24 protein-coding genes are annotated in these 26,338 nt (G+C 29.6%); 13 read left to right on the plus strand and 11 right to left on the minus strand.

Features of this window, described 5'->3' with window-relative positions; genetic code table 11:
- Window positions 1-63: 63 nt before the first annotated feature.
- From LACAL_RS14675 to LACAL_RS14690, 4 genes are all read left to right on the plus strand, one after another.
- Entirely contained in the window at window positions 64-582 is a 519-nt protein-coding gene (locus LACAL_RS14675; protein WP_013871549.1) for a histidine phosphatase family protein, read from the plus strand.
- 26 nt (window positions 583-608) lie between these two features.
- Window positions 609-1,064 (plus strand): SsrA-binding protein SmpB, encoded by a 456-nt coding sequence (gene smpB / locus LACAL_RS14680; protein ID WP_013871550.1) that lies wholly within the window; start codon window positions 609-611, stop codon window positions 1,062-1,064.
- Window positions 1,065-1,193: 129 nt separating this feature from the next.
- Window positions 1,194-3,665 carry a DUF5686 and carboxypeptidase regulatory-like domain-containing protein gene (locus LACAL_RS14685; RefSeq protein ID WP_013871551.1) on the plus strand — a complete coding sequence of 824 codons (2,472 nt, stop codon included), beginning with the start codon at window positions 1,194-1,196 and terminating at the stop codon, window positions 3,663-3,665.
- Between the two features lie 83 nt (window positions 3,666-3,748).
- On the plus strand, window positions 3,749-4,210 hold the full coding sequence (locus LACAL_RS14690; protein ID WP_158306400.1) for a DUF1648 domain-containing protein: 462 nt from the start codon (window positions 3,749-3,751) through the stop codon (window positions 4,208-4,210).
- Here the strand turns inward: LACAL_RS14690 and LACAL_RS14695 are convergent.
- Entirely contained in the window at window positions 4,207-4,848 is a 642-nt protein-coding gene (locus LACAL_RS14695) for a protein-L-isoaspartate(D-aspartate) O-methyltransferase (protein ID WP_013871553.1), read from the minus strand. The genes LACAL_RS14690 and LACAL_RS14695 overlap by 4 nt on opposite strands.
- Before the next feature lie 156 nt (window positions 4,849-5,004).
- Between LACAL_RS14695 and LACAL_RS14700 the strand changes: the two genes are divergently transcribed.
- From LACAL_RS14700 to LACAL_RS14740, 9 genes are all read left to right on the plus strand, one after another.
- Entirely contained in the window at window positions 5,005-5,964 is a 960-nt protein-coding gene (locus LACAL_RS14700; RefSeq protein WP_013871554.1) for a Gfo/Idh/MocA family protein, read from the plus strand.
- A 108-nt stretch (window positions 5,965-6,072) separates the two neighbouring features.
- The gene (locus LACAL_RS14705; RefSeq protein WP_013871555.1) at window positions 6,073-6,963 is read left to right on the plus strand and encodes a 3-hydroxybutyryl-CoA dehydrogenase; all 891 of its coding nucleotides are present in this window, start codon (window positions 6,073-6,075) and stop codon (window positions 6,961-6,963) included.
- A 65-nt stretch (window positions 6,964-7,028) separates the two neighbouring features.
- The gene (locus LACAL_RS14710; protein ID WP_013871556.1) at window positions 7,029-8,267 is read left to right on the plus strand and encodes a DUF1015 domain-containing protein; all 1,239 of its coding nucleotides are present in this window, start codon (window positions 7,029-7,031) and stop codon (window positions 8,265-8,267) included.
- Between the two features lie 48 nt (window positions 8,268-8,315).
- Window positions 8,316-8,864 carry a hypothetical protein gene (locus LACAL_RS14715; RefSeq protein WP_013871557.1) on the plus strand — a complete coding sequence of 183 codons (549 nt, stop codon included), beginning with the start codon at window positions 8,316-8,318 and terminating at the stop codon, window positions 8,862-8,864.
- Between the two features lies 1 nt (window position 8,865).
- Complete coding sequence (locus tag LACAL_RS14720; protein WP_013871558.1) at window positions 8,866-9,534, plus strand: YggS family pyridoxal phosphate-dependent enzyme; 669 nt, start codon at window positions 8,866-8,868, stop codon at window positions 9,532-9,534.
- Between the two features lie 11 nt (window positions 9,535-9,545).
- A complete protein-coding gene (locus tag LACAL_RS14725; RefSeq protein WP_013871559.1) occupies window positions 9,546-10,919 on the plus strand; it encodes an exonuclease domain-containing protein in 1,374 nt (457 codons plus the stop codon).
- A 28-nt stretch (window positions 10,920-10,947) separates the two neighbouring features.
- The gene (locus LACAL_RS14730) at window positions 10,948-11,808 is read left to right on the plus strand and encodes an ion transporter (protein ID WP_013871560.1); all 861 of its coding nucleotides are present in this window, start codon (window positions 10,948-10,950) and stop codon (window positions 11,806-11,808) included.
- Window positions 11,809-11,813: 5 nt separating this feature from the next.
- Window positions 11,814-12,734, plus strand: a complete 921-nt coding sequence (gene miaA / locus LACAL_RS14735) for a tRNA (adenosine(37)-N6)-dimethylallyltransferase MiaA (RefSeq protein WP_013871561.1) — start codon at window positions 11,814-11,816, stop codon at window positions 12,732-12,734.
- A 44-nt stretch (window positions 12,735-12,778) separates the two neighbouring features.
- Entirely contained in the window at window positions 12,779-14,044 is a 1,266-nt protein-coding gene (locus LACAL_RS14740) for a DUF2254 domain-containing protein (protein ID WP_013871562.1), read from the plus strand.
- A gap of 57 nt (window positions 14,045-14,101) precedes the next feature.
- Here LACAL_RS14740 and LACAL_RS14745 read toward each other — a convergent pair whose 3' ends face one another.
- From LACAL_RS14745 to coaBC, 10 genes are all read right to left on the minus strand, one after another.
- On the minus strand, window positions 14,102-14,806 hold the full coding sequence (locus LACAL_RS14745; protein WP_013871563.1) for a response regulator transcription factor: 705 nt from the start codon (window positions 14,804-14,806) through the stop codon (window positions 14,102-14,104).
- A gap of 4 nt (window positions 14,807-14,810) precedes the next feature.
- Complete coding sequence (locus LACAL_RS14750; RefSeq protein ID WP_013871564.1) at window positions 14,811-16,367, minus strand: sensor histidine kinase KdpD; 1,557 nt, start codon at window positions 16,365-16,367, stop codon at window positions 14,811-14,813.
- Window positions 16,368-16,445: 78 nt separating this feature from the next.
- Window positions 16,446-17,030 (minus strand): dephospho-CoA kinase, encoded by a 585-nt coding sequence (coaE, locus tag LACAL_RS14755; protein WP_013871565.1) that lies wholly within the window; start codon window positions 17,028-17,030, stop codon window positions 16,446-16,448.
- On the minus strand, window positions 17,027-17,989 hold the full coding sequence (locus LACAL_RS14760; RefSeq protein WP_013871566.1) for a hypothetical protein: 963 nt from the start codon (window positions 17,987-17,989) through the stop codon (window positions 17,027-17,029). The genes coaE and LACAL_RS14760 overlap by 4 nt, the downstream gene beginning before the upstream one ends.
- Window positions 17,989-18,996, minus strand: a complete 1,008-nt coding sequence (locus tag LACAL_RS14765) for a glycosyltransferase family 2 protein (protein WP_013871567.1) — start codon at window positions 18,994-18,996, stop codon at window positions 17,989-17,991. Before LACAL_RS14765 ends, LACAL_RS14760 begins: the two co-directional genes overlap by 1 nt.
- 94 nt (window positions 18,997-19,090) lie before the next feature.
- Window positions 19,091-21,406 carry a T9SS type A sorting domain-containing protein gene (locus LACAL_RS14770; protein WP_013871568.1) on the minus strand — a complete coding sequence of 772 codons (2,316 nt, stop codon included), beginning with the start codon at window positions 21,404-21,406 and terminating at the stop codon, window positions 19,091-19,093.
- 226 nt (window positions 21,407-21,632) lie between these two features.
- Complete coding sequence (locus LACAL_RS14775) at window positions 21,633-22,454, minus strand: enoyl-ACP reductase (protein WP_013871569.1); 822 nt, start codon at window positions 22,452-22,454, stop codon at window positions 21,633-21,635.
- Between the two features lie 80 nt (window positions 22,455-22,534).
- The gene (gene recN / locus LACAL_RS14780) at window positions 22,535-24,187 is read right to left on the minus strand and encodes a DNA repair protein RecN (protein WP_013871570.1); all 1,653 of its coding nucleotides are present in this window, start codon (window positions 24,185-24,187) and stop codon (window positions 22,535-22,537) included.
- Window positions 24,188-24,245: 58 nt separating this feature from the next.
- Window positions 24,246-25,133 carry a DUF4835 family protein gene (locus LACAL_RS14785; RefSeq protein WP_013871571.1) on the minus strand — a complete coding sequence of 296 codons (888 nt, stop codon included), beginning with the start codon at window positions 25,131-25,133 and terminating at the stop codon, window positions 24,246-24,248.
- The gene (gene coaBC / locus LACAL_RS14790; RefSeq protein ID WP_013871572.1) at window positions 25,126-26,337 is read right to left on the minus strand and encodes a bifunctional phosphopantothenoylcysteine decarboxylase/phosphopantothenate--cysteine ligase CoaBC; all 1,212 of its coding nucleotides are present in this window, start codon (window positions 26,335-26,337) and stop codon (window positions 25,126-25,128) included. Before coaBC ends, LACAL_RS14785 begins: the two co-directional genes overlap by 8 nt.
- Between the last annotated feature and the right edge of the window lies 1 nt (window position 26,338).

Consider the following 26,338-nt stretch of genomic DNA (forward strand, 5'->3'; position numbering starts at 1 on the left):
AAAATAGTATTGTAGACTGAATTTAATATCTTTAGATTTCGCAACTCCATGAATAAATTGGCAATGAAACATTTAATTATAATAGCATTAGTATTTACAACATTTTCTTGCGCAAAAGCACAAAATAAAAAAAACACTAAAAGCACTAAACAAGAAACTACCACCTTCTATTTTGTTAGGCATGCCGAAAAAGATACCAAACCTAAAAACAATCCTAAATTATTACCAAGCGGAAAAGCCCGTGCAAATACACTTGCTAATTTTTTTAAAAACATAAAACTTGATGCTATATATTCTACAGATTTTACCAGAACTTTAAACACAGTTTTACCAACAGCAAAATCTCAAAAATTAAATACAAAAATCTACGATCCAGTAGCTATGAACTACAATACATTTAAGAGTAATAATATTGGTAAAAATGTATTTATCGTTGGACATAGCAATACAATACCTAATTTTGTAAATGCTATAATTGGAGAAAAAATATATCCAGAAATAGATGAAACCAATTACAATAATTTATATATAGTTACAATAACAAACACAGGAATAAAACACGAGCTAAGAACTAAATATTAATACTATTTTTTTAGCTTTGCCATAACATGCAAAAAACGATAAACATACTTAATAAAAAAGCTAAATTTCAATACGAAATATTAGATAAATATACTGCTGGAATTGTTTTAACAGGAACAGAAATTAAATCTATTAGAGACAGTAAAGCCTCAATTGCTGAAGCTTTTTGTGAATTTAATGAACAAAACGAACTGTTTGTTATAAACATGACCATTCAAGAATATGTGTATGGAAACTACTATAACCATGCACCAAAAGCAGAACGTAAATTACTTTTAAACCGGAGAGAGTTAAAAAAACTTGAAAAAGAAGTTAATACTTCTGGTTTAACCATTATTCCTTTACGATTATTTATTAATGATAAAGGTTATGCTAAACTTGTAATAGCACTAGCAAAAGGTAAAAAATTGTACGATAAACGCGAAACAATTAAAGACCGAGATAATAAACGTAATTTAGATAGAATTAAAAAAAACTTTTAGTCATCTAATTTTCAAAAAATTATGATTGCTATAACAATTATAAATTCTTTTTATTTTTAAGTTTGAAAAAACCAAGGCAACCTTTTTGTAAAAAAAAGCGTCTTAGTAATAAAACGTTAATCTTTTTTTATGAAAAAAATTCTACTCTCTCTTTTATTATTTTTTGCTTTCAACTTTACATTTTCTCAAATTTCTGGCACTGTAACTTCTAGTAAAAATGAACCTCTATCTGCTGTTAACGTATATATAGACAATACATACATTGGTACTTCTAGTAATGATGATGGTATATACACTCTAAAATATAATACAAAAGGCAAGCACACAGTAGTATTTAAATATTTAGGTTATAAAACACTAAAAAAAAATGTAAATATTACTAGTTTCCCATTTACAATAAATGTTACGCTAGAACCAGAAGATATTTCTTTAGCAGAAGTTGAAATTAATACAGAAGAAGATCCTGCTATTGAAATAATAAAAAAAGCTATTAAAAACCGAAAAACAACACTTGAAAAATTAAAAACCTATCGCGCTAATTTTTACTCTAAAGGATTATTAAGAATTAAAAACGCTCCAGAAAATTTTATGGGTCAAGATATTGGTGATCTTGGCGGTGGTTTAGATTCTACTAGAAGTGGCATTATTTATTTATCTGAAACCATATCTGAATTAAAATACCAACGTCCAAAACCTTTAAAAGAAACTATAATTGCTTCAAAAATTAGTGGTGATGATAATGGTTTTAGCTTTAATAATGCAGCAAATGTAAACTTTGATTTTTATGAAAACACTGTAGAATTAGCCGATGCCAAAATAGTATCTCCAATTGCAGATTATGCCTTTAATTATTACCAATATAAACTTGAAGGTGTATTTTTTGATGAACGAGGTAATTTAATCAATAAAATTAAAGCCACTGCTAAAAGACCTAATGATAAAGCTTTTTCTGGCTATGTATATATTGTTGAAGACGATTGGCATTTATATGCTGTAGATTTAAACATAACAGGTTTACAAGTAGAAATTCCTCCAGTAGATTTCTTTTTTATCCAACAAAATTATTCCTATTCAGAGAAAGATAATATTTGGGTAAAACTATCACTTACATTCGATTTAGAGTTTGGCATGCTTGGTATAAAAGGAGATGGTAGATTTGTTGCTGGATATAGTGATTGGGATTTCTCTCCACAATTTGATAAAAAAACATTTTCAAGAGAATTACTTTCTTTTAAAGAAAATTCTAATAAAAAAGATTCTACCTATTGGAACCAAAAAAGAGCAGTACCATTAACTAATGCAGAAGCTAAAGATTATATTAAAAAAGACAGTTTACAAATATTACGTGAGTCTAAACCATATTTAGATTCTATAGACAGAAAAAACAACAGTTTTAAACCTCTAAACAGTTTGCTTAGTGGTTACACATACCAAAATTCTTATAAAAAATACAACTTTGATATTACATCTCCACTTACAGGACTTAGCTTTAATACAGTTCAAGGCTGGAATGCTAATATGGATTTAACGTTTACTAAAAACTTTAATGAATTTAGACGCTATCTTTTTATAAAAACCACTTTAAATTATGGCGAAGCAGATGACCGTTTAAGAGCCAATGCCTTAATAAGAATGAGGTTTAACGCTACTAAAAACCAATTTTTAACAATTTCTGGAGGTGTTGAAGCTAAACAGTTTAATAATGCTCAACCTATTTCAAGATTAGAAAATGCAGTTAGCTCTTTATTTTTTGAAGATAACTATGCTAAATTTTACGATCTTACTTTTGCTAAAGTCGCTTACTCCCAAGAAGTTTTTAATGGGTTTAGACTGTTTACAGATATTGCATACGAAAGACGAAAATCACTGTTTAATAGTACCGATTATTCTATTATAAACGAAAGTGATGATATTTACACTAGTAACAATCCTTTAAACGAAACTGCTTTTAATAGCGCACCATTTAACACCCATAATATTATAAAATTTAATGCTGTTGCAAGAATAAATTTTGGACAATATTATTTAAGCTATCCAGATGGAAAGTTTAATATTCCTGGTAACAAATATCCAACATTGGATATTGGATATGAAAAAGGCTTTAGCGCTAACAATTCTAACTATAATTTTGATGAGTATAAAGTTAGACTGTTTCAAAATGTAGACTTAGGAACTTTTGGAGATTTTAAATACAACTTAAAAGGAGGCTTTTTTAATAACGCAAATAATATAGCTTTTGTAGACTACAAACATTTTAATGGTAATCAAATTCATTTTACCAGAAACAGTAATTACACTAACAGTTTTAAAAACCTACCATATTATACTTTAAGTACTAATAATAATTATGGCGAATTTCATTTCGAGCATAATTTTAAAGGCTATATAATGAACAAATTACCATTATTACGAGCCTTAAAAACAAACTTAATTATTGGTAGCAATATTGCTTCAACTAAAAACAACAAACCATATAGCGAATTTTCTGTAGGATTAGAAAATTTAGGATTTGGCAAATTTAGAATACTTAGAGTAGATTACGTACGCTCATACCAAAATGGCTTTTTAAACGATGCAGTAATGTTTGGTATAGGCTTATAAATATATTACATTTAAACAAGCAGCATGTTATGTTTAACGACTATAGACCAAAAATAAAACTTAAAAAAAATCAAACTCAAAAAATGTTAGAGATAATAACATTTTTATGCGTTGCTTTCTGTTTTGTTTATCCAGCAATATATTATTCGGTTTTACCAGAACAAGTACCAATGCATTTTAATTACAAAGGAGAAGTAGATAATTACGGTAGTAAAAACTCTGTATTTGTTTTAGGTATAATAGGAGCAATAACAGCTTTTGGTTTGTATAAGCTTAATCAATATCCTCATATTTTTAATTATCCAGTAAAAATAACTCCAGAAAATATAGAAAAACAGTACAAAGATGCTGTAAAAATGCTTAGCTATGTAAATTTATTAATTGCTATACTATTTGCTATTATTAGTTACCAAGTAGTAAATATTGCTTTAGAAAATGGAAACCAATTTGGAGTATGGAGCGAATATTTAATATATGCTATAATTGCAGTTTTAACTTTTGCACCAATAGTTTTAGTAATAATTAATGTATTTAAAAAACCTTAGTTTTTATCTTCTAAAAGTGGTACAAACCTAAACTCACCAAACTCGGTTTTATCAAAATCCATTGGACCTTTTCTAACAAAAAGTGTCATCGTCTGTACTTTATCACCAACAGGTATTACAAGTCGCCCACCAATTTCTAATTGTGCCAATAATGGTTTTGGCACAAAAGGTGCACCAGCTGTTACAATAATACTTTTAAAAGGTGCTTGCTCTACCAAACCTTTATAACCGTCACCAAAAATTAGTTTTTTAGCTCTATATCCCAATTTTGGTAAAAATTTGCTGGTTTTTTTAAAAAGCTCTTGTTGCCTTTCAATACTATAAACTTTTGCACCTATTTCGCATAATACTGCAGTTTGATAACCACTACCAGTACCAATTTCTAAAATTTTATCACCGCGATTTACTTGCATTAATTCGGTTTGAAAAGCTACTGTGTAAGGTTGAGAAATAGTTTGGTCTGCAGCAATAGGAAACGCTTTATCTTGATAAGCATGTTCTAAAAAACTAGAATCCATAAATAAATGGCGTGGTATTTTACCAATAGCAGCTAATACAGAAGCATCTGTAATACCTTTGTTTTTTAACACATTAACAAGTTGTTGTCTTAAGCCTTGATGTTTAAAAGTATCTCTCAAAATAGGAAGCAGTTAGGAACGATAAAATTAGCAAAACATCTTTCGGTTTAAAAGTAATTTCTTAATTTAATTTTAAACTAAAAAACAGTGAAAAATTCACTCAATTTTGTGAAATTCGTAGCTAAATATCTTATTTTTGAAAAAAACGTAAACAGAATGCTAAACGCTGGAGTTTTAGGTGCTGGACACCTTGGGAAAATTCATTTAAGACTTCTTAATGAGTCTACTAAATACAACCTTGTTGGTTTCTATGATGCTAACGAAGAAAATGGCAAAAAGGTTGAAGCCGAATTTGGTTATAAATTTTTTAATACTATAGATGCATTAATAGATGCTGTAGATATGGTAGATATTGTAACACCTACTTTATCTCACTACGATTGCGCAAGGCAAGCTATTGCTAAAGGCAAACACATATTTATAGAGAAACCAATTACTAATACTGTTGAGGAAGCCGAAACACTAAGAACCTTAGTGGCAGAATATGGCGTAAAAGGTCAAGTTGGTCACGTAGAGCGTTTTAATCCAGCATTTATTGCAATAAAAGACCAACTAGAAAACCCTATGTTTATAGAAACTCATCGCTTGGCAGAATTTAACCCAAGAGGCACAGACGTTCCTGTAGTTTTAGATTTAATGATTCATGATATCGATGTCATTTTAAGTGTAGTAAACTCTAAAGTTAAACATGTATCTGCAAGTGGCGTTTCGGTAATAAGCGACACACCAGATATTGCAAATGCAAGAATTGAATTTGTAAACGGCTGCGTTGCTAATTTAACAGCCAGTAGAATTTCATTAAAAAACATGCGTAAAACACGTTTCTTTCAAAAAGATGCTTACATCTCTGTAGACTTTTTAGAAAAAAAATGCGAAGTTGTAAAAATGAAAGACGCACCAACACAACCTGGAGATTTTGATATGATTCTTCAAAATGCCGAAGGTGTAAAAAAGCAAATCTATTTTGACAACCCTCAAATATCAACCAATAATGCCATTTTAGACGAGTTAGAAACTTTTGCAGATGCTATTAACAACAACACAAAACCAATAGTAACATTACATGATGGTACCGAGGCTTTACGTGTTGCTACTATGATAATCGATCAATTTTAATTAGCACAAAATAAAAATCAAAAATCATTTATACTTAAATGATGTATTATAACAATTTAATAATAACACATTCCTTATCTCTTAGGAATTAAAATAATATTTTTTTATATGAAAAACGTAGCAGTAATTGGAGCAGGAACTATGGGAAATGGTATTGCTCATACCTTTGCACAATCAGGCTTTAAAGTTCAATTAATAGATATAAGTGAAGAATCACTAAAAAGAGGTATTGCAACTATCACCAAAAACTTAGATAGAATGGTTGCTAAAGAAAAAATTTCTGAAGCAGACAAAGCAAATACTTTAGCAAACATAACAACATACACTAACGTAAATGAAGGTGTTGAATATGCAGGATTAGTGGTTGAAGCAGCTACAGAAAATTTAGATTTAAAACTTAAAATTTTTAAGCAATTAGACGAGGCTTGCCCAGAAGACACCATTTTAGCAACAAACACATCGTCTATTTCTATTACACAAATAGCTGCTGTAACATCAAGACCAGAAATGGTAATTGGTATGCATTTTATGAATCCTGTACCTATTATGAAACTGGTAGAAATTATTCGTGGTTACAATACTAGCGACGAAGTTACAAATACCATAATGGAGTTATCTAAAACTTTAGGTAAAACACCAACAGAAGTTAACGATTATCCTGGTTTTGTTGCCAACCGCATATTAATGCCAATGCTTAACGAGTCTATAGAAACATTATATAATGGCGTTGCTGGAGTTGAAGAAATTGATACGGTAATGAAATTAGGTATGGCACACCCAATGGGACCATTACAGTTAGCAGATTTTATTGGCTTAGATGTTTGTTTATCTATATTAAATGTAATGTATGACGGTTTTAAAAACCCTAAATACGCACCATGTCCTTTATTAGTAAATATGGTTCAAGCTGGAAAATTAGGCGTTAAATCTGGTGAAGGTTTTTACGATTATTCAGAAAGTAGAAAAGCAGAAAAAGTATCATCTCAGTTTATTAAGTAAACTGAGGTTTTTACAGTAATTGATAGTTTTTCCGTTTAAAAAATAAAAAGAAGTAATAAAAATTAATGGCAAAAATCCTTCCGTTTAAAGCAGTAAAACCAACACGAGATAAAGTTAGCTTAGTTGCCTCACGCTCGTACCAAAGTTATACACAAGCAGAACGTGAAGCGCGATTAGATTATAACCCATTTTCGTTTTTACACATTGTAAATCCTGGTTATAAATATGCAAAAGAAATTTCTGGAGAAGCACGTTATCAATTAGTAAAAAACCGCTACTTGGAATTTAAAGAAGATGCTGTATTTAAAAAAGATGATGCTTCTAGTTTTTACATTTACAAAGTTGTAGACAGAGATAAACAGGTTTTTAATGGTATTGTTGCCGCCGCAAGTGTTGAAGATTATCAAAACGATATTATTAAAAAACACGAAGACACTATTGTTAGTCGCGAAGTCATTTTTAAAGACTACTTAAAAACAGTAGGTTTTAATGCAGAACCTGTACTACTCACCTATCCAGATAATAAAGCCATTAATACAATTATTAATGAGATACAAGAGCAACGTGCAGAGTTTGAGTTTACCACAACTTACCGCGATACGCATTATTTATGGCAAATAGACAACCAAAAGCACATTAAAACTATTAGTAACGCTTTTGCAAATATGCCTACACTTTATATAGCAGATGGTCACCACCGCTCGGCATCATCACAGTTACTTTGTAAAGAGTTAAAAACCGAAAATAAAAACCATAAAGGCAACGAAGCTTATAATTTTTTTATGAGTTTTTTAATTCCTGAATCTCAATTACGAATTCATGAGTTTAATAGATTGGTAAAAGATTTAAACGGCTATACTAAAGAAGAATTTTTAATACAACTAGACACTATTTATCGTATAGAAAATCGAGGAATAATGCCCTATAAACCATCAAAATCACATCATTTTAGTATGTATTTAGATGGTGAATTTTACTCACTATATTTACGTAAAACACACTATAAATTTAAAACCTCGCTAGAAGAATTAGATGCACAACTTCTTTACCAAACCGTTTTAAAACCTATTCTTGGTATTACCGATTTACGTAATGATAATAGAATAGATTATTTAAGCGGAAAAAAAGATATTGTAAATTTAAAAAGCAAAATAGATAGTGGCGAGTTTAAAGTTGGTTTTGGTATGGTTCCTGCAACAATAGAACAAATGAAACAAATTGCAGACGATGGCCTTAAAATGCCACCAAAAAGCACATATATTGAACCTAAGCTACGTAGCGGTGTAACTATATATGAATTTTAAGAAATTCCTGCGAAGGCAGAAGTCCTTTGAAGATATTATTTAAAAATAATGAAAAATTTATTAACTATTGTTTTATTAGTGCTTTTAAGCTGTTCAAGCAAAAAAACATTTATATCAAAAGATGTAAGTTCCAAAGTAGACTGCTCATCCTATAATGTTAAAAATGAAAATCAAATAAGTTGGTCAAAAAGGTTAGTTGATTTTAAATTTATAAACACCTATAATGAAATTAAGTTTTGCACACATCATCCAACTATAACAGCAAAAATAGTTTATGATGAATTTGGTAAATGGTCAACTATCGCCATGAGTAAAAAAAACAAATCTCATCTTTTAATCTGGAATGATATTAATATTGAAGGTATTGATTATGTTGTAAATTTAGCTGCATCTTCCTATGATGATAAATACTCTTCCCTAATTGCTTTTGATAATCAAGGAAATGATTTATTAATTGATAAATCAATCTCCAATAATAAAATAATTGCATTTATTATAAATAAAATTAATCAGCGTATTACACCAAAAAAAACAAGCTTTTGGAAAAATTACTTAAAAGAAGTAAGACCAGATATTTACAAATTTTATTATAATTAATATGAACATACAAAACAACCTCAACATAATTAAACAATCACTACCAGAACAAGTTACATTAGTAGCTGTTTCTAAAACAAAACCGGTGAGTGATTTAATGGAAGCTTACAATGCTGGACAACGCATTTTTGGAGAAAATAAAATCCAAGAAATGGCAGAAAAGCATGAACAAATGCCTAAAGATATTACTTGGCACATGATTGGACATGTACAACGCAATAAGGTAAAATACATGGCTCCTTTTGTTAGTTTAATTCATGGTGTTGAGAGTTTTAAGCTTTTAAAAGAAATTAATAAACAAGCTATTAAACACGATAGAGTTATAGATTGTTTACTTCAAATTAAAATTGCCGAAGAAGATTCTAAATTTGGTATGTCTACACAAGAAGCTTCAGATATTTTACAATCGGAGGACTTTTCAACATTAAAAAACATAAATATTACAGGTGTTATGGGAATGGCAACATTTACAGACAACCAACTTCAAATAAAAAAAGAATTTAAACTTTTAAAAACGGTTTTTGAAGAATTAAAACTTCTAAATAGTAAAAACTGTAACCTAAAAACTATAAGTATGGGAATGAGTGGCGATTATAAACTAGCAATAGATTGTGGGAGCACAATGGTTAGAATAGGAAGTAGTATATTTGGAGCTAGAAATTATAATTAAAAACTTAGCCTATTTACGCAATTTTAGACATAGAAACTACTGGTGGTAAGTATAATGAAGAAGGCATAACAGAAATTGCAATCTATAAATTTGATGGCCACGAAGTTGTAGATCAATTTATAAGTTTAGTAAATCCAGAACGTGAAATACAACCTTTTGTAGTAAACCTAACAGGTATAAATAGCAATATGTTACGCAATGCTCCAAAATTCTATGAGGTTGCAAAACGTATAGTTGAAATAACCGAAGGCTGTATTATAGTTGCTCACAATGCACAATTTGATAATAGAATTTTACGTACAGAATTTAAGCGTTTAGGTTTTGAGTTTGAACGCGAGACACTTTGTACTGTAGAGTTATCTAAAACGCTTATTCCAGATTTACCATCATATAGCTTAGGTAAATTAGTGCGTTCACTTGGAATACCCGTGACAGATAGACATCGTGCATCTGGAGACGCATTAGCTACAGTTAAACTTTTTAAACTTTTACTTAGTAAAGATATTGAGAAAACTATAATTCAAACATTTTTACGCAAACAGCCAAAGCTTCAACTAGAACCAAAACTTGTAGATATTATAGCACAAATGCCAAGTATTACTGGCGTTTATTATATACATAATAAAGATGGTGATATTATATATATAGGAAAAAGTAAAAATATAAAAAGACGTATAAACCAACATTTTACGGGTACAGATAGTAAGTCTAAAAAAATCCAGTTAAAAGTCACCACAGTAACTTACGAAGCAACAGGAAACGAACTTATTGCTTTATTAAAAGAAAATGAAGAAATTAAGCGTAATAAACCTATTTTAAATAGAGCACTAAAAAAAAGTTTATTCTCTCACGGCCTTTATAAATCTATTGACACCAATGGTTATATAAATTTAAATATAGAACCTGTTGATGGTAGAAAAAAAGCAATAACCACTTTTACAAACAAACAAAGTGGCAAAGCTTTTTTAAATCATGCAGCCGAAAAACATAAGCTATGCTTAAAACTTACAGGTTTAGAAAAAACCTTAAGCAGTTGTTTTAAATACGAAATTAAAGAATGTGAAGGCGCTTGTATAAATGAAGAAAATACAGAAGCTTATAATTCTAAAGTTCAAAAAATTATAAAAAAATATAGCTACAGCAATCAAAACATGATTATAATTGATCGCGGAAGAAATGTAAACGAACGAAGCGCCATTTTAATTGAAAATGGTGTTTATAAAGGCTATAGTTTTTACGATTTAAACTATCAATTAAACAATATAGAAATCTTAAAATCTATATTAACACCAATGGATAATAATAGAGATACGCAACATATTATTCAAACATACATGCGTAAAAAAAAGCGTTTAAAAATTCTTAAATTTAATACTGAAAATTAAACGTAATCTTTTTAGTACTTTTGATTCTATGAGTAAAAAGAAAAACACATATTGGAAAGATAGACTATATGAGATTATCTACGAAGCAGATACTCCTGCAGGAAAGCTTTTTGATGTTGTTTTACTTGTTTTTATTTTAGCAAGTATTATACTTGTTATGCTTGAAAGTGTAAGGTGGATTGATGATAAATATCACAACCTGCTAAATATTGGCGAATGGATAGTTACCATACTCTTTACCGTAGAATATATTGCAAGAATAATAACTGTAAAAAAACCTTTAAAGTATATATTTAGCTTTTATGGTATTATAGATTTCCTATCAACAATACCTAAATATTTATCTATAATTTTTGCAGGAACTCATGCTCTAGTTGCTTTAAGAGCATTACGTCTATTAAGAGTATTTAGAATTCTAAAACTAGCACGGTATCTTGGTGCATCAAACCAATTGGCTTCTGCTATAAAGGCTAGTCGTGCAAAAATCTCTGTATTTTTATTTGCTGTAATAATAGCTTCAATAATTTTTGGAACGTTAATGTACCTCATAGAAGGTGAAGAAAATGGGTTTACCAATATTCCTAAAAGTGTGTATTGGTGTATTGTAACGTTAACTACAGTTGGTTTTGGTGATATTGCACCACAAACTCCATTAGGCCAATTTTTAGCCACATTAATAATGATTATGGGTTATGGTATTATTGCAGTACCAACAGGAATAGTATCTGCAGAATATACTAAAAGTGCAAATAAAACAGGTAATAAAAACAATGGCAATCATGACGATATACAATTAAACTCGCAAAGATGCCAAAACTGTTTATCTACAAAACATAAAGACGATGCAGAGTATTGCTATAGCTGTGGTCACAACCTTCATATTCAATAATTAAATTGAGCTTAAATAACAAATACCTAATTGCCATAGTTGGACCAACCGCTATAGGAAAAACAAGTTTAAGCATTAAACTTGCTAAACATTTTAATACCGAAATACTTTCGGCAGACTCAAGACAGTTTTTTAAAGAAATGCAAATTGGTACTGCAGCTCCAACTCATGAAGAACGCTCTCAAGCTAAACACCATTTTATTCATAATAAATCTATAATTGATGACTATAGTGTTGGCACATTTGAAAAGGAAGCAATTAATACATTAAACACTTTATTTAAAGATAAAAATGTCGTTATAATGGTTGGTGGTTCTGGTCTTTATGTTGATGCTGTAACTAAAGGGTTAGATTATTTTCCAGACGTAGATAAAAGTATTAGAACACAGTTAAACAAGGATTTAGAAACACTTGGTTTAGAGTCGCTTCAGTTAAAACTAAAAACTTTAGATCCTAAATCTTACAATACAATAGCTATAGATAATCCGCAACGTGTAATACGTGCATTAGAAATATGTATTGGAACTAAAAAACCATATTCTTCATTTTTAAATAAAGATAAAAACAACCGTAACTTTAAAACTATAACAATTGGTTTAACTGCAGATCGTGACATTATTTATAACCGCATTAATAAGCGTGTAGATATCATGATTGATAACGGACAAATTGAAGAAGCAAAAGCCTTAATTAGCAAACAACATTTAAATGCATTAAATACTGTTGGATATAAAGAGCTTTTTAAATACTTTAATAACGAATGGAATTTAGAATTTGCTATTGAAGAAATTAAAAAAAATTCTCGCCGTTTTGCAAAAAGACAACTTACTTGGTTTAAGAGAAACAAATCTACTTTCTGGTTTGATTATAATACCAGCGTTACAGAGATTATTGCTTGTATAAAAACTAATATGCAAAGCCACTAAATATTCTATTTACAAACATTATATTAGTAGTTACAACTAATATTATGAAAGATAAAATAAATCAACTTTTTAGAACAATATATAAACTAAAAGACAAAATAGCTTTCTATCCTTCTATAATAGGTCTTGCTGGTTGCCTTTTTGCTTATTTAATGTTTTTTTTAGAAAATCTTGGCATATCTAAATACCTGCTAGATATTGTTCCAGAATTAGTTATAAATAACAGTGAAACTGCAAGAGCTTTACTTACAACCTTTATTGCTGGTTTAATTTCTATAATGGTTTTTAGTTTCTCTATGGTAATGATTTTATTAAATCAAGCCTCAAGTAATTTTTCTCCAAGATTATTACCAGGACTAATATCTAATAGAAGACACCAAACTGTTTTAGGTTTTTATTTAGCAACCATATTGTATTGTATTTTTATTTTAGTTTCTATAGAACCAGACGGAAACAAATATCAACTACCAGGTTTTTCGGTTTTATTTTCAATAATATTTATGGTGAATTGCTTAGCTGCATTTATCTATTTTATACACTCTATTTCTCAAGAAATACAGATAAGTAACATTATGTCTAAAATATTTAAAGTCTCTAAATCTAGATTAGAAAAATTAATTAATCTTGAAAAAGAACTAGAAACTGAAGCTTTTAAAGACACTAGTAACTGGACAACTTACACACCAAAAAACAATGGTTACCTACAAGATATTTCTATAGAGAATATAGGAAGAATAGCCCATGAACTTAAAACTAAAATTGAAGTACTACCTATAAAAGGAACTTTTATTTTAAAAGAAGACAGTTTATTTAAATCTGAAAAAGAACTTGATAACGATAAAGTAGAGCTTCTTTTAAAACATTTTGATTTTGCCAAAAGTGAGCTTATAGAAGATAATTATATACTTGCTTTTAAGCAGTTAACAGAAATTGCTTTAAAAGCCATGTCTCCTGGAATTAATGATCCTGGAACAGCTTTAAATGCTATAGATTACTTAACACAATTATTTGTTTTACGATGTAAAAAAAGTGACACGAGTTTATATAAATATGAAGACATTACTAATGTTGCTTTAGCTACAGTTAGTTTTAAAGATTTATTATATTATGTCATGGCCGCATTGAGAACGTATTGCAAACACGATGTAATTTTAGTTACTAAACTACATAAAATGTTAACCGATTTAAAAAAGGTTTGTACAAATTCTAATTATAACACATGTATAGCTAACGAAATTGACGCTTTAGTAGAAGATGCTAAAAGTGCAGTTGATAATGAAAGAGATGTAAAATTTATTAATGCTTTATAAAACAAAAAAGCACGACAATTAAAACTGTCGTGCTTTTTTTATTGTAAAAATACTTGATTAAGGATTTACAACTAATCTAAATCCTTCGCCATGAATATTTAATATTTCAACTTTCTCATCTACTTTTAAGTACTTACGAAGTTTTGCGATGTAAACATCCATACTTCTAGAGGTAAAGTAGTTATCATCTCTCCATATTTTTGTTAATGCTAATTCTCTTGGCATTAAATCATTTTCATGAAGCGCTAATAAACGTAATAACTCGTTTTCTTTTGGAGATAATTTTGTTGGTTCTCCGCCTTTATAAGTTAAAAAACGAAGTTTTGAGTTTAAATCGAAACCTCCAATTTTAAATTCAAATTGTTTACTATCTGCAACTGTTTCTGTTGCTTTACGTTGCATGATAGCTTTTATTTTCATTAATAAAACTTCACTATCAAAAGGTTTGTTTAAATAGTCGTCTGCTCCTACTTTATAACCTTTTAGCACATCTTCTTTCATTGCCTTAGCAGTAAGGAAAATAATTGGCACATCGGCATTTTTTTCTCTTATTTCTTTTGCTAAGGTAAATCCATCTTTGTAGGGCATCATAACATCTAAAATACAAAGATCAAAATCATCTTTTTTAAATTTCTCGAAACCTTCCATACCATTTTTGGCATGTACTACTTCGTAGTCATTCATCATTAAATAATCTCTTAAAACGGTTCCAAAGTTTGGATCGTCTTCTACTAATAATATTTTTTTTTGCTGTTCATCCATAATGTTATGATATTAATGGAAGTTTTATTGTAAATGTACTTCCTTTGTCTTTTTCACTTTCTACTGATATGTGACCATGATGGTCATCTACTATTCTTTTTACATAGGCCAAGCCTAAGCCATGACCTTTTACGTTATGTACGTTTCCTGTGTGCTCTCTATAAAACTTTTCGAAAACACGTTTTGCAACGGCTTTACTCATACCGCTACCATGATCTTTTATATTTACCAAAACGTTATTACCTACGTTAATGGTTTCTACTTGTATTATTGGTGCTTCTGGAGAATATTTTATTGCATTATCCAGAATATTAACTAACACATTTGTAAAGTGAGTTTCGTTTGCTAAAACAGTAGATGTTGCTGCTTTTAAACTAGTTTCTATGTGCCCGCCACGATCTTCGACTATTAACTCTACATGAGAAATAGCGTCTTCTATTAAATCGTGTAAACGCACTCTATCTTTACTTATGTTTAGTTCGTTTTTTTCTAGTTTAGATATTCGTAAAACATTTTCTACTTGTGCATGCATACGTTTATTTTCTTCACGTATCATGTGTAAATAGCGTTGTACTTTTTCTTTATCATCTATTATTTTTGGATTTTTAATAGAATCTAAAGCTAAGTTTATTGTTGCTATTGGTGTTTTAAACTCATGAGTCATATTATTTATGAAATCTGTTTTGATTTCAGAAATTTGCCTTTGTTTTATTAATTGAAATAAAGCACTTGAGTATGCTACAATAATTATTGTTGTAAAAATTATTGATAGTATAATCATTCCAATTATAGACGACCAAATAAATTCTTTTCTATCTGGAAATTCTACTAGTAATCTATAATTATTTTCATTTTTATTATCAAAAAAAGGCACGCTCATAAAAGCATTTTCATAGTTAAAGTTTTCGGTTTTAACTTTTGTTGCCAAATCGTTATTATATACTGCAAATTCGTAATCTATATCTATATCATCTTGCAGTAACTGTAGTTTAATTAATCTATCGATTTTTTCTACATTAATTCGTTTATGTATTGGTCTTCTGCTAGAATATTTAAGATATAATGGTTCAAAATCTATATCTTCTGTTCTATTGGTTTCTCCACTTTTAAACAAGGTTGTTTCGGTCCCGTCTAATGAGCTTGACTTATAAACTTTGGTCTCGTTTTTACTTATAATTTTTTTAATGCTAACACTATCTAAACCTATGTCAAAGATCGCAGAAGATAACTTATAGTTTTCTTCTAAAATTCCATTTCTATAAATAAGTGTTTCGTCTGTATTAGAGATATCTTGTTTTATATAAAGGTCTATAAATGCTGTAGTATCTACATTTACTGCTACACCTTGTCTTAATAAATCTCGTATTTTAGTAACAACATCTCTGTATTCTTCATCTCCAATTTCTTTAGACACAGAACTTAGTCCTTTTTTAACATTAAAGGTAAATTGGTCTTGTTTATTAGCAACAGAGTTTGATATGTAATAGCCTTGTACAAATATTATTCCTATAAGCGATAGGGTCATTAAAATGACTAATACAAGAAACACTTTCTTCTTCATCAATCAAAATTAACATTTTAACATTTAGATGTCATAGCATTTAACCTAACGTTAACAAAAATGTTAAATTTTACTTTTTTAAAGATTCTCTATTAAGATGTTATGGATTTTTGCTACTTGGGTTTTTGTTGCTTTTAAGTCTATATTTTCTATTACAAAATGAGATTTCTCTATTTTTTTAGCATCTGGCCATTGGTTTTTAATTATAGCTTCTACTTTTTCTTTATTAGAATTATCTCTGTTTATAACCCTTTTTATTCTTACTTCTTTAGGTGCTGTTACTGTTATTATAGCGTCGCAGTTTTTATAGCTTCCGTTTTCAAAAAGAATTGCTACTTCTTTTATTACATAGTGTGCATTTTGCTTTGCTACCCATCGTTTAAAATGTCTTGCAACTTTAGGATGTACAATAGCATTCATTTTTTCTAACAGTGTTTTATCGTTAAAAATAGCATTAGCTAAAAATGCTCTATTTAACTCATTTCCAATGTATGCTTCTTCCCCAAATAATGCTTTTAATTGTCTTATTAAAACTTTAGAGCGCTTCATTAATGCCTTAGCTTCATCATCTGCTATATAAATTGGTACATTTAATGCTTTAAACATTTTTGCTACAGTGGTTTTACCACTTCCTATGCCACCTGTAAGTCCTACTATTTTCATTCTGAAATTATAAATTCTACACTTTGCTGCTGGAGTCTTGCTGATTTTATTGTTGAAGGTTCGCTTACTAATTTTGGTGTTAAGAAATTACTATTTTCATCTATTTTCTTAAAATCACAAATAATTTTAAAATCTTGTGTTTTAACATTTTTAAAAAGACTTAAACTAGTATAATATGAAACTTTAATAGTTTTTGGAAAGTAATTAACCGATGTGTTGTTTGGTACATTTATTAATGTTACCGGAACATCTATTGTACCTTCAGTAAATTTCTCTACATCTGCTTTGATAGTAACAGTTTTAGTTTTTATATTAATTATTGGGTTTATTGAATCTAATTTTAAGGCTACATCTTGTATTACTGGCTTATTTACAGATTCTAATTCTAATTTCTGAGTGTTTATTATATGTAGTTTAGATACTAAAGATTCTGGCCCAATAATTTTAACAGAATCTGGTATAGCTTTAACTTTATCCATAATATCGTAACCCAATTTAAAATTTAATGTTACATCTGGTTTCACTGGCACCAATTTAACTGCGTTAACATCAAAATTAAAGAATAATGAGTCTGGTGAAATATCCTGGATTATTATTTCTTTACCAATTTGTTTATTAATATTTGAAAAAGCCTTTTTTGAAGTCCATAAATAAGTATTATTTTTTTTAATAACATCTTTTTTAAAATCTACTGTAATTTTTGGAGGTCTTAAATAATAACTTAACCAGTTAAAGCCATAAGTTGTTAAGGTTATATTTACTTTTTTTGAAGTATCATTTAATAGTACAACTTCATCTGGTAGGTTTTTTGCTTTAATCTCTAAATTAATAGTATTTGTATAATCTTTAGAGAGTTTTGTGAGTACTAAAATTCCAAAAGCCATACCTAAAAATAATAGAAAACTATTAATTTTTCTGCTTCTTAATACATTTCTAATTTTAGTTTTTAGTGTGGACATTATTTCGATTTAAAGAATAATTCTGGAAATAAGACTTCTGGTTTTTTATTTGATTTTGTAAGATAAAGAGTAGATTTTAAAAAACCGACTCCATAACCAAAAAACTGAATTGTTATCGCAATAATAGATTGTGAAGCTACAATTATACTTTTTGTTGAAATTATTGCAGAAATAAATGCTGTTAAATAGTATATTAAATAAAATATTAAAGCCCAAAATATATTAAAAACACATAGTATTATTGATAATATTAAACCTATTGTAAATATAGTAGGAAACCAATAGGTAAGTTTTTTTGTTTTTGGATGCCAAGTATTTAAAATAGGACGAACTTTACCAAATTTATTAACTTGCTTATAAAATTTACTCCAAGAGATTCGTCTTTTATGGTAAACATAAGCGTTAGTAAATAATTTAGTTTTAAAACCTAATTGCCACAATCTTATTGATAAATCAGGATCTTCTCCAGGATGTATATTTCCAAAGCCTTTTGTGGCTAAAAATGCTTTTTTAGACAAACCCATATTAAAACTTCTAGGCTGAAATTTATTTACACTACTTTTTTTTCCTCTAATACCTCCTGTAGTAATAAAAGCAGTCATACTAAAGTTTATAGCTTTTTGAAGGTTTGTAAAAGAATTATCAGCAGTATCTGGACCGCCAAAGCAATCTACATATTCATTATTTAGTTCTTTTTCAACAGCATCTAAATAATGTGCAGGTAAAATACAGTCACTATCTAAAATAATAAAATAATTGCCTTTAGCTTTTTGCATTCCATAGTTTCTAGAATCTCCTGGACCAGAATTTTCTTTAAAATAATATGAAATATTTAGTTGCCTATTAAACTTATCTACTATTGTTTTTGATGAGATAGTAGAGCCATCTTCAATTATAACTATTTCATATTTAGCTTTAGTAGTAAGCTTAGTAAAGCTTACCAAAAGCTCCTCAATTTCATTTGGTCTATTAAATACAGGAATTATAAAAGAAAATTCATTTTGCATCTCACAAATGTACATACAGAAAACCAATAAAAAAAGCCACTCAAAAATTTGAGTGGCTTTTATATTTATATAAAATGTTTATTACATTTTAAAATTAGTTTTTAATAATCTTAACTGTTTCCACAGCATTACCAACAGTTACTTGTACAAAGTAAGCACCAGATTTTAAACTAGACATATCTAACTCATTAGAAACTGCATTTGGTGTAGTTTTTAAAACTGTTTGACCTAGCATGTTAACCACATTTACACTAGAAATCTCTTTTTGAGCATTTAAAGTTAGCGTGTTTTTAACTGGGTTAGGGTAATAAGAGAATAATGTGTTATTCTCAAATTCATCTACAGATAAAGATGCATTTGTAATATCTAAAGTATAAGTAGTTGCTTGTGGTGATGCCCAAGTAGAAATAACAATATAATATGTTTCTCCAGAGACCGCATCAAAATCAAATGATAAATCTGCAGTTGATGACAAGTTAGTAGCTCCATCTAAACAAGTTGTACCAATATCTGCACAATCTGCGTATACAAATACTCCTGCATAAGTAGAACCAATATTTGTTAAATCTACAGCTATTACTGCATCTTCAGTAGCAGTATAAGAATATACTACATCATCTCCATTAAGATAACCACTAGTACTAGAACAAGATGCTCCTGGGCTTCCTGAATAATCATCAAAATAGTTTGCTGTATCATCTGTAGTAGAAAATGGTAATGTAGAAGCATCTATAGCTGTTTCACATAATTGACCTGCTATTGGTGCTGGTTTAGGGTATACACATAAATCAAATTCTACGTAATTAGTTGTAGAACTACTTCTTACACTTATAAAATAAGTTTGTCCAGCTACAGTAGCAATTGTTAAATCACCAGTATTAAAGCAACTTGTAGAAGATCCTACTTGAACTAAAGCATCACAAGCACCTTCGTAAGCAGAAAAATAAGTACTTGCAAAACCAGATTCAAAGGTCTCAGTAACACTTGCAATATATTCTCCATCCTCAGCAGCTACAAAAGAATACCAAACATCTTTACCGCCAGTACATGCTGGAGATGAACTGGCTGCTGCGCTCTGTGTCGAACCAGAAACTGCGTTTGCACACGTATCATCTGCTGAAGGCGTAATAGCAATTGCACCATCACAATCATCATTTTCTGGTGGAGCTGGAGGAGTACCAACACAGATATCAAAGTTATTATACTGTACAGTGGTTGACCAACCGTAAACTCTTACATAATATGTATTACCAACTATAAGTCCTGATAATTGTAGAGTATTAGGATCACTTTCTCCTACTTCATTAGTAGCTGTCATGTTACATCCGGCTGCGTCATCAAAAACACTCATACCCATATCTGTACTAGTAGATGTTCCTCCACCTTGATTTACAACATTTGATATTTCAATATTATTATTTGTTGCTGTTGCTACAAAAGTAAACCATACGTCTGTATTTGGTGTTCCTGTGGCGTCATCTGGTTGCGGTGATGCTGTCGCATATTGTGTAGTGGCAGATGTTACTGTACCACAAGATGTATCTTCATTAACTGTTAAAGCAATGGCATTTTCACACTCATCGTTTGCTGGAGGTACAAAAGTTGTAAAAGACTGCTCTGTACAACCTGTAGCACTACCGTTATCGTTATAAGGTGTAATGGTAACATAATAAGTAGTACCTGCCATTAAAGCTCCTAAACTATACGACGTTGAATTCATGTTATCAACATTATCTGCTAAATCTGTTCCTCCCATTGTAGAACCTGCAGTTATAAAATAACCTGTAGGCACTCCAGTTCCTACACTCCAAGAGATATCTCCATTTACAGACACATTTGTAGTTTCTGTTAATAGTGCATCACAGTTTGGAGGATTAGCAACAACTTGAGAAGCATCAAAGTTATCTACATAAAAATAATAGTCTCCTGCGTTCCAGGTATTCGCTATTTGTATTTTAACATCAGAGCCAGAAGGTAATGATGCCGCAGGAATAACTGCCATCATAGTAGCACATGTATTAGCAACTACGTGATTAGTATCATCAATTGTTAAAACTGTTGTCCAAGTTGTTCCGTCGTCTAATGAATATTGTAATTCTGCAGTTCCAAAATCTGCTGCAGTTGCAACCGTTGCTGCAGACCAATTTACTACTTTATAATCAAAGGAAACAGTTAAATCTGTTCCGTTTGATTGCCCGACATAATTAGGGCTTGTTAGATTTCCTGAAGCTGAGCCACTATATAAGTTATCTCTTTCTGAAGAACCTGAACATGTTTCTGATCCAGTATTGGCATATGAATCTGTCCAACCTGCAGGAGTTCCAGAGTCAAAATCTTCACTAAATCCAACTTGTGCGAAAGCTAGACTTACTGAAAACATAAGTAAAGTAAATAAAGTAATTTTTTTCATATGTGATTGTTTTAGTTAAAATTTATTATAGGTTCGCCTAAAATATTGATAATAATTCAGCTATTTTAAGTATTCTTTAACAAATCGACCACACGCTATATAATATCGTTTAAAGGTGTTTGAGTTTTTTTAATTCGATATTAATTAACATTATTAGCACCTTATTTATATAAAAAAGCCATATAGTTTAAACTATATGGCTTTAAAATTAATATATCTTATGTTTTTACTTTTGGCCTTCTACAAAAGCATCCATTACTGCATCACTAACTCCCATGTTGCTAAATCCTCCATCGTTATAAAGGTTTTGTAAGGTAACACGTTTTGTTAAATCACTAAATAATGAAACGGTATAATTTGCACAGTCCATTGCTGTTGCGTTTCCTAATGGAGACATTTTTTCTGCATAAGCTATAAAACCATCAAATCCTTTAACTCCACTTCCTGCTGTTGTTGGTGTTGGTGATTGTGAAATGGTATTAACTCTAACTTTTTTATCTTTTCCAAAGAAATATCCAAAGCTACGTGCTATACTTTCTAAATAAGCTTTGTTATCTGCCATATCATTATAGTCTGGAAAAACACGTTGTGCTGCCATATATGTTAGCGCTACTATACTTCCCCACTCGTTCATTGCATCTTGCTTATAAAGTGTTTGCATAGTTTTATGAAAAGACATTGCAGAAACGTCTGTTCCTTTTTGTGTCCATGCATAGTTTTGATTTGTATAGTGATTGCCTTTTCTTACATTAATAGACATGCCTATTGAATGTAATACAAAATCTAATTTACCTCCTAAAATCTCAGTTGCTTGAGATACTAAATTCTCAAGGTCTTCAATAGATGTTGCATCTGCAGGAATTATTTGTGAGCCTGTTTTTTCTGCAAGTTCATTTATTTGACCCATTCTCATTGCTACAGGCGCATTTGTAAGAACAAATGTTCCTCCTTCTTCATGAACACGTTCGGCTGTTTTCCAAGCAATTGAATTAGAATCTAATGCTCCAAATATGATTCCTCTTTTTCCTTTTAGTAAGTTATATGACATTTTTTTAGTTGTTATATAGTTAGTTCTACTATTATGTTTTTATTTTTTAATCAAAGATAATGTTTATAATAGAAATAATTTTAATTCAGTAATTCTTTTGCATGTGCTAATGCAGAATTTGATACTTCTACGCCGCCTAACATTTGAGCTATTTCTATAATACGATCGTCATGATTTAGCTTTACAAGGTTTGTAGTTGTTACCTCATTAACATCTTGTTTATATACTTTAAAATGTGAGTTACCTTTAGCTGCTATTTGAGGTAAATGCGTTATACTAAATACTTGCATTGTTGTACTCATTTGAGACATAATATCTGCCATTTTATTAGATACTTCTCCAGATACTCCTGTATCTATCTCATCAAACATTATGGTTGGTAATTTTATATATCTTGTAAGTATGGATTTTATAGCTAACATAATTCTGGATAACTCTCCACCAGACGCTGCTTTTTTTAACGACTGAAATTGACCTCCTTTATTTGCTGAAAACAAGAAAGACAACTCGTCTTTACCATTAGCAAAAAACGTTTTAGATGTTTTAAAATTAATTTCAAACTTTGCATTAGGCATCCCTAATTGAGCTAGAATATGTTCTAATTCTTTTGTTAGTTTAGGTATTGCTTTTATTCGTTTTATATGAATTTTTTCTGCAAATGTATTTAAACTTGTTTTTACTTTATTTATTTCTACTTCTTTTCGCTCTATATCTTGTTCTACATTTTCTGTAGCTTCTACTTTTTCTTGTAATGTGTGCTTTATCTCTATTAAAGCAGAAATATTATCTACAGCATGTTTTTGAAATAAATTATTTAGTATAACTAGTTTATTATTTACTTCTTCTAACCTATTTGGATTTGCTTCTATATCGCTTTGAAAGGCTTCTAACTCTGAAAAAACATCGTCTAGTTCTATAAAACTGCTATTTACTCTATTGTATAAATCTTGGTATTTTATAGATATATTAGATAATTGTTTTAAAACTACTTTTAACTCTGTTAAAGTTATTATGACTCCTAATTGCTCATCACTAAATAATTGATTTGAAACTGTTAACTTTTCTTGTATAGTTTCAATATTATTTAATGTTTCATATTCTTCTTCTAAAGCCTCAAGTTCGTCTGCTTTTAATTTTGCAGCCTCTAATTCATTTAGTAAAAAGGTATTATAATCATGCTCTTTTATTGCTTCAGATTGAAATTTTTGTAAACTTTCTAATTCTTTTTTTAATTTCTTATAATCTGAAAGTTTTGCTGAATAATTTTGTAATTCTTCTTTATTATTTGATAGCGCATCTATTACCTGAAACTGAAAAGCATCATCTACCAGCTGTAGTGTTTCGTGTTGAGAGTGCATATCTATTAATTGTTTGCCTAATAATTGTAAGCTAGTAAGGTTTACAGGTGAATCGTTTACAAACGCTCTAGATTTTCCAGATGGTAGTATTTCTCTTCTAATTATTGTGTGTGTTTCGAAGTCTAAATTGTTTGCTTGAAATAAACTTTTTAGGTTATAGCCAGAAATATCAAAATGTGCTTCTATTATACATTTCTTTTCTTTATTTCTTAAGCTATTTAAATCTGCACGTTTACCTAATATTAAGGATAAACCACCTAGCAAAATAGATTTCCCTGCTCCTGTTTCTCCTGTAATAATTGTAAATCCATTATTAAAATCTACTTGTAATGCATCTATTAGTGCATAATTTTTTATTGATAGTGAAGTTAACATTTAAAGTAATAATTTTAGGGTTAAAGTTTCCTTTTACAACTGTAAAAACGGAAATAAATTAAAACTTAATATTTCTCCATTTACTTGCATGTGTTGGAGCAACACGATTTAAAACATCTACTAGACCTGATACGTCTATACTTGGTCCTGATGAAAAAATATTTTCGATTTCCTGTGCTTTTGCATCAAAAAAAACACGTGTTAAATAAGAGTTTGGTCTACGACTATTCATTTTTGCAAAATAAGCTAGTGCTAACGCTATTTCGTTTTTTCCATCTTTTTTACTTTTAGCCATAATGTCTAATCCTCTAATGTGATAATTATACATTACTTGTCTAAACTCTATAAATGTTGGAGATAATATATTATCTATTAATGCAAATCTACTTTGTAATCCATCTTCTAATTTCCAACCTGTATTATTATCACGTTGAGAATAATTTACTATTCGCTGTGCTTGTTTAAAGTAAGTTTCGCCACCTTCTAACGCAAAGCTTTCGGCATCTAAACCTAGAACCATATATATATGGAATGCTAATACAGATACTAAATTAGATTCGTACTGTGTTTCATTATATATAAGGTTTTGAAATTCTACATAGGTAAAATTAAAATCTTTATCGTTTATATTATAAATTGGAGTTGTATAAGTAGAGCCATATACTGGCCTAGATGATTGTACTTGTATTGTAGCATTATAATTATCATTATTACGCTCTGTTATATTAATTACAATATTACAGTCTATGCGCTCTTGTAATTTAAATTGCTTTTTTGTCCATTGTGTTTTATTTACAAACTCTTTTAGTTGATTTTCTAAAGTTTTATAAATCTGCAAATTCTCGTTACCTGTTAATTGTGCATTAACAACAACATTACAGTTAAGTTCTTGTGCAAAACTTAAAGTACTAATACAAATGGTTACAAGTATAATTAATTTACGCATCTAATTTATTTATTACTTCTCTTAAAATATCTTTGGCGACTTCTGCTTTAGATTTTAGCTCGTAAGCTTTAATATTAAATTCTTTATCTATTATAGTGACTTTATTAGTATCGCTTTTAAATCCAGCACCTTTGTCTTTTAACGAATTTAAAACAATTAAATCTAAATTCTTCTTTTTTAGCTTTCCTTTTGCGTACTCTAACTCATTGTTAGTTTCTAATGCAAAACCTACTAATAATTGTTTTTGTTTTACTTCGCCTAAAGATGCTAAAATGTCTTTTGTTTTTTCTAACTCTAATACAAACGTTGTATCACTCTTTTTTATTTTCTTGTTAGAAATTTCTTTTGGTTTGTAATCTGCTACAGCAGCAGATAGTATTGCTACATCTACATTTTTATAATAAGTATGTGCTGCATCGTACATGTTTTGTGCACTTACTACTGGAACAACCTGAATTAAACTGTGATTTACTTGTTGATTTGTTGGACCTGTAATTAATATTACATTAGCTCCTAAACTTGCTGATGCTTTTGCTATTTCAAAACCCATTTTCCCACTGGAGTGATTTCCAATAAATCTTACTGGATCTAAAGCTTCATGTGTTGGTCCTGCTGTTATTAGTATTGTTTTTCCTTTTAAAGGTAATTTTCCTAAAATATCGTTTTCTATAAAGGTAACTATATCTTCTGGCTCGGCTAAACGACCTTGACCAACTAAACCACTTGCTAATTCTCCCGATGTTGCTGGTATCATAATGTTACCAAAACTTTGGAGTGTTGTAAAAGTATTTTTTGTAGATGGATGTTTATACATATCTAAGTCCATTGCTGGTGCAAAATATACTGGACATTTTGCTGATAGGTATGTTGCTAATAGTAAATTGTCACAGGTACCATTTGCCATTTTTGACAATGTATTAGCTGTTGCTGGTGCAATTATTAAATAATCTGCCCAAAGGCCTAATTCAACATGGTTATTCCATTCTGCATTTTCATCGTCTTCATTATAGAAGGTAGAATGTACAGGGTTTTTAGATAATGTAGATAAAGTAAGAGGTGTAACGAAGTCTTTAGAAGCAGGTGTCATTACAACTTTTACGTTTGCACCTGCTTTTATAAATGCTCTTACCAATGAGGCTGTTTTATAAGCAGCAATACCAGCGCTTATGCCTAGTAATATATTTTTGCTACTTAATATAGACATA

The sequence above is a fragment of the Lacinutrix sp. 5H-3-7-4 genome, from assembly GCF_000211855.2.
In the GTDB taxonomy this organism is placed as follows: Bacteria; Bacteroidota; Bacteroidia; order Flavobacteriales; family Flavobacteriaceae; genus Lacinutrix.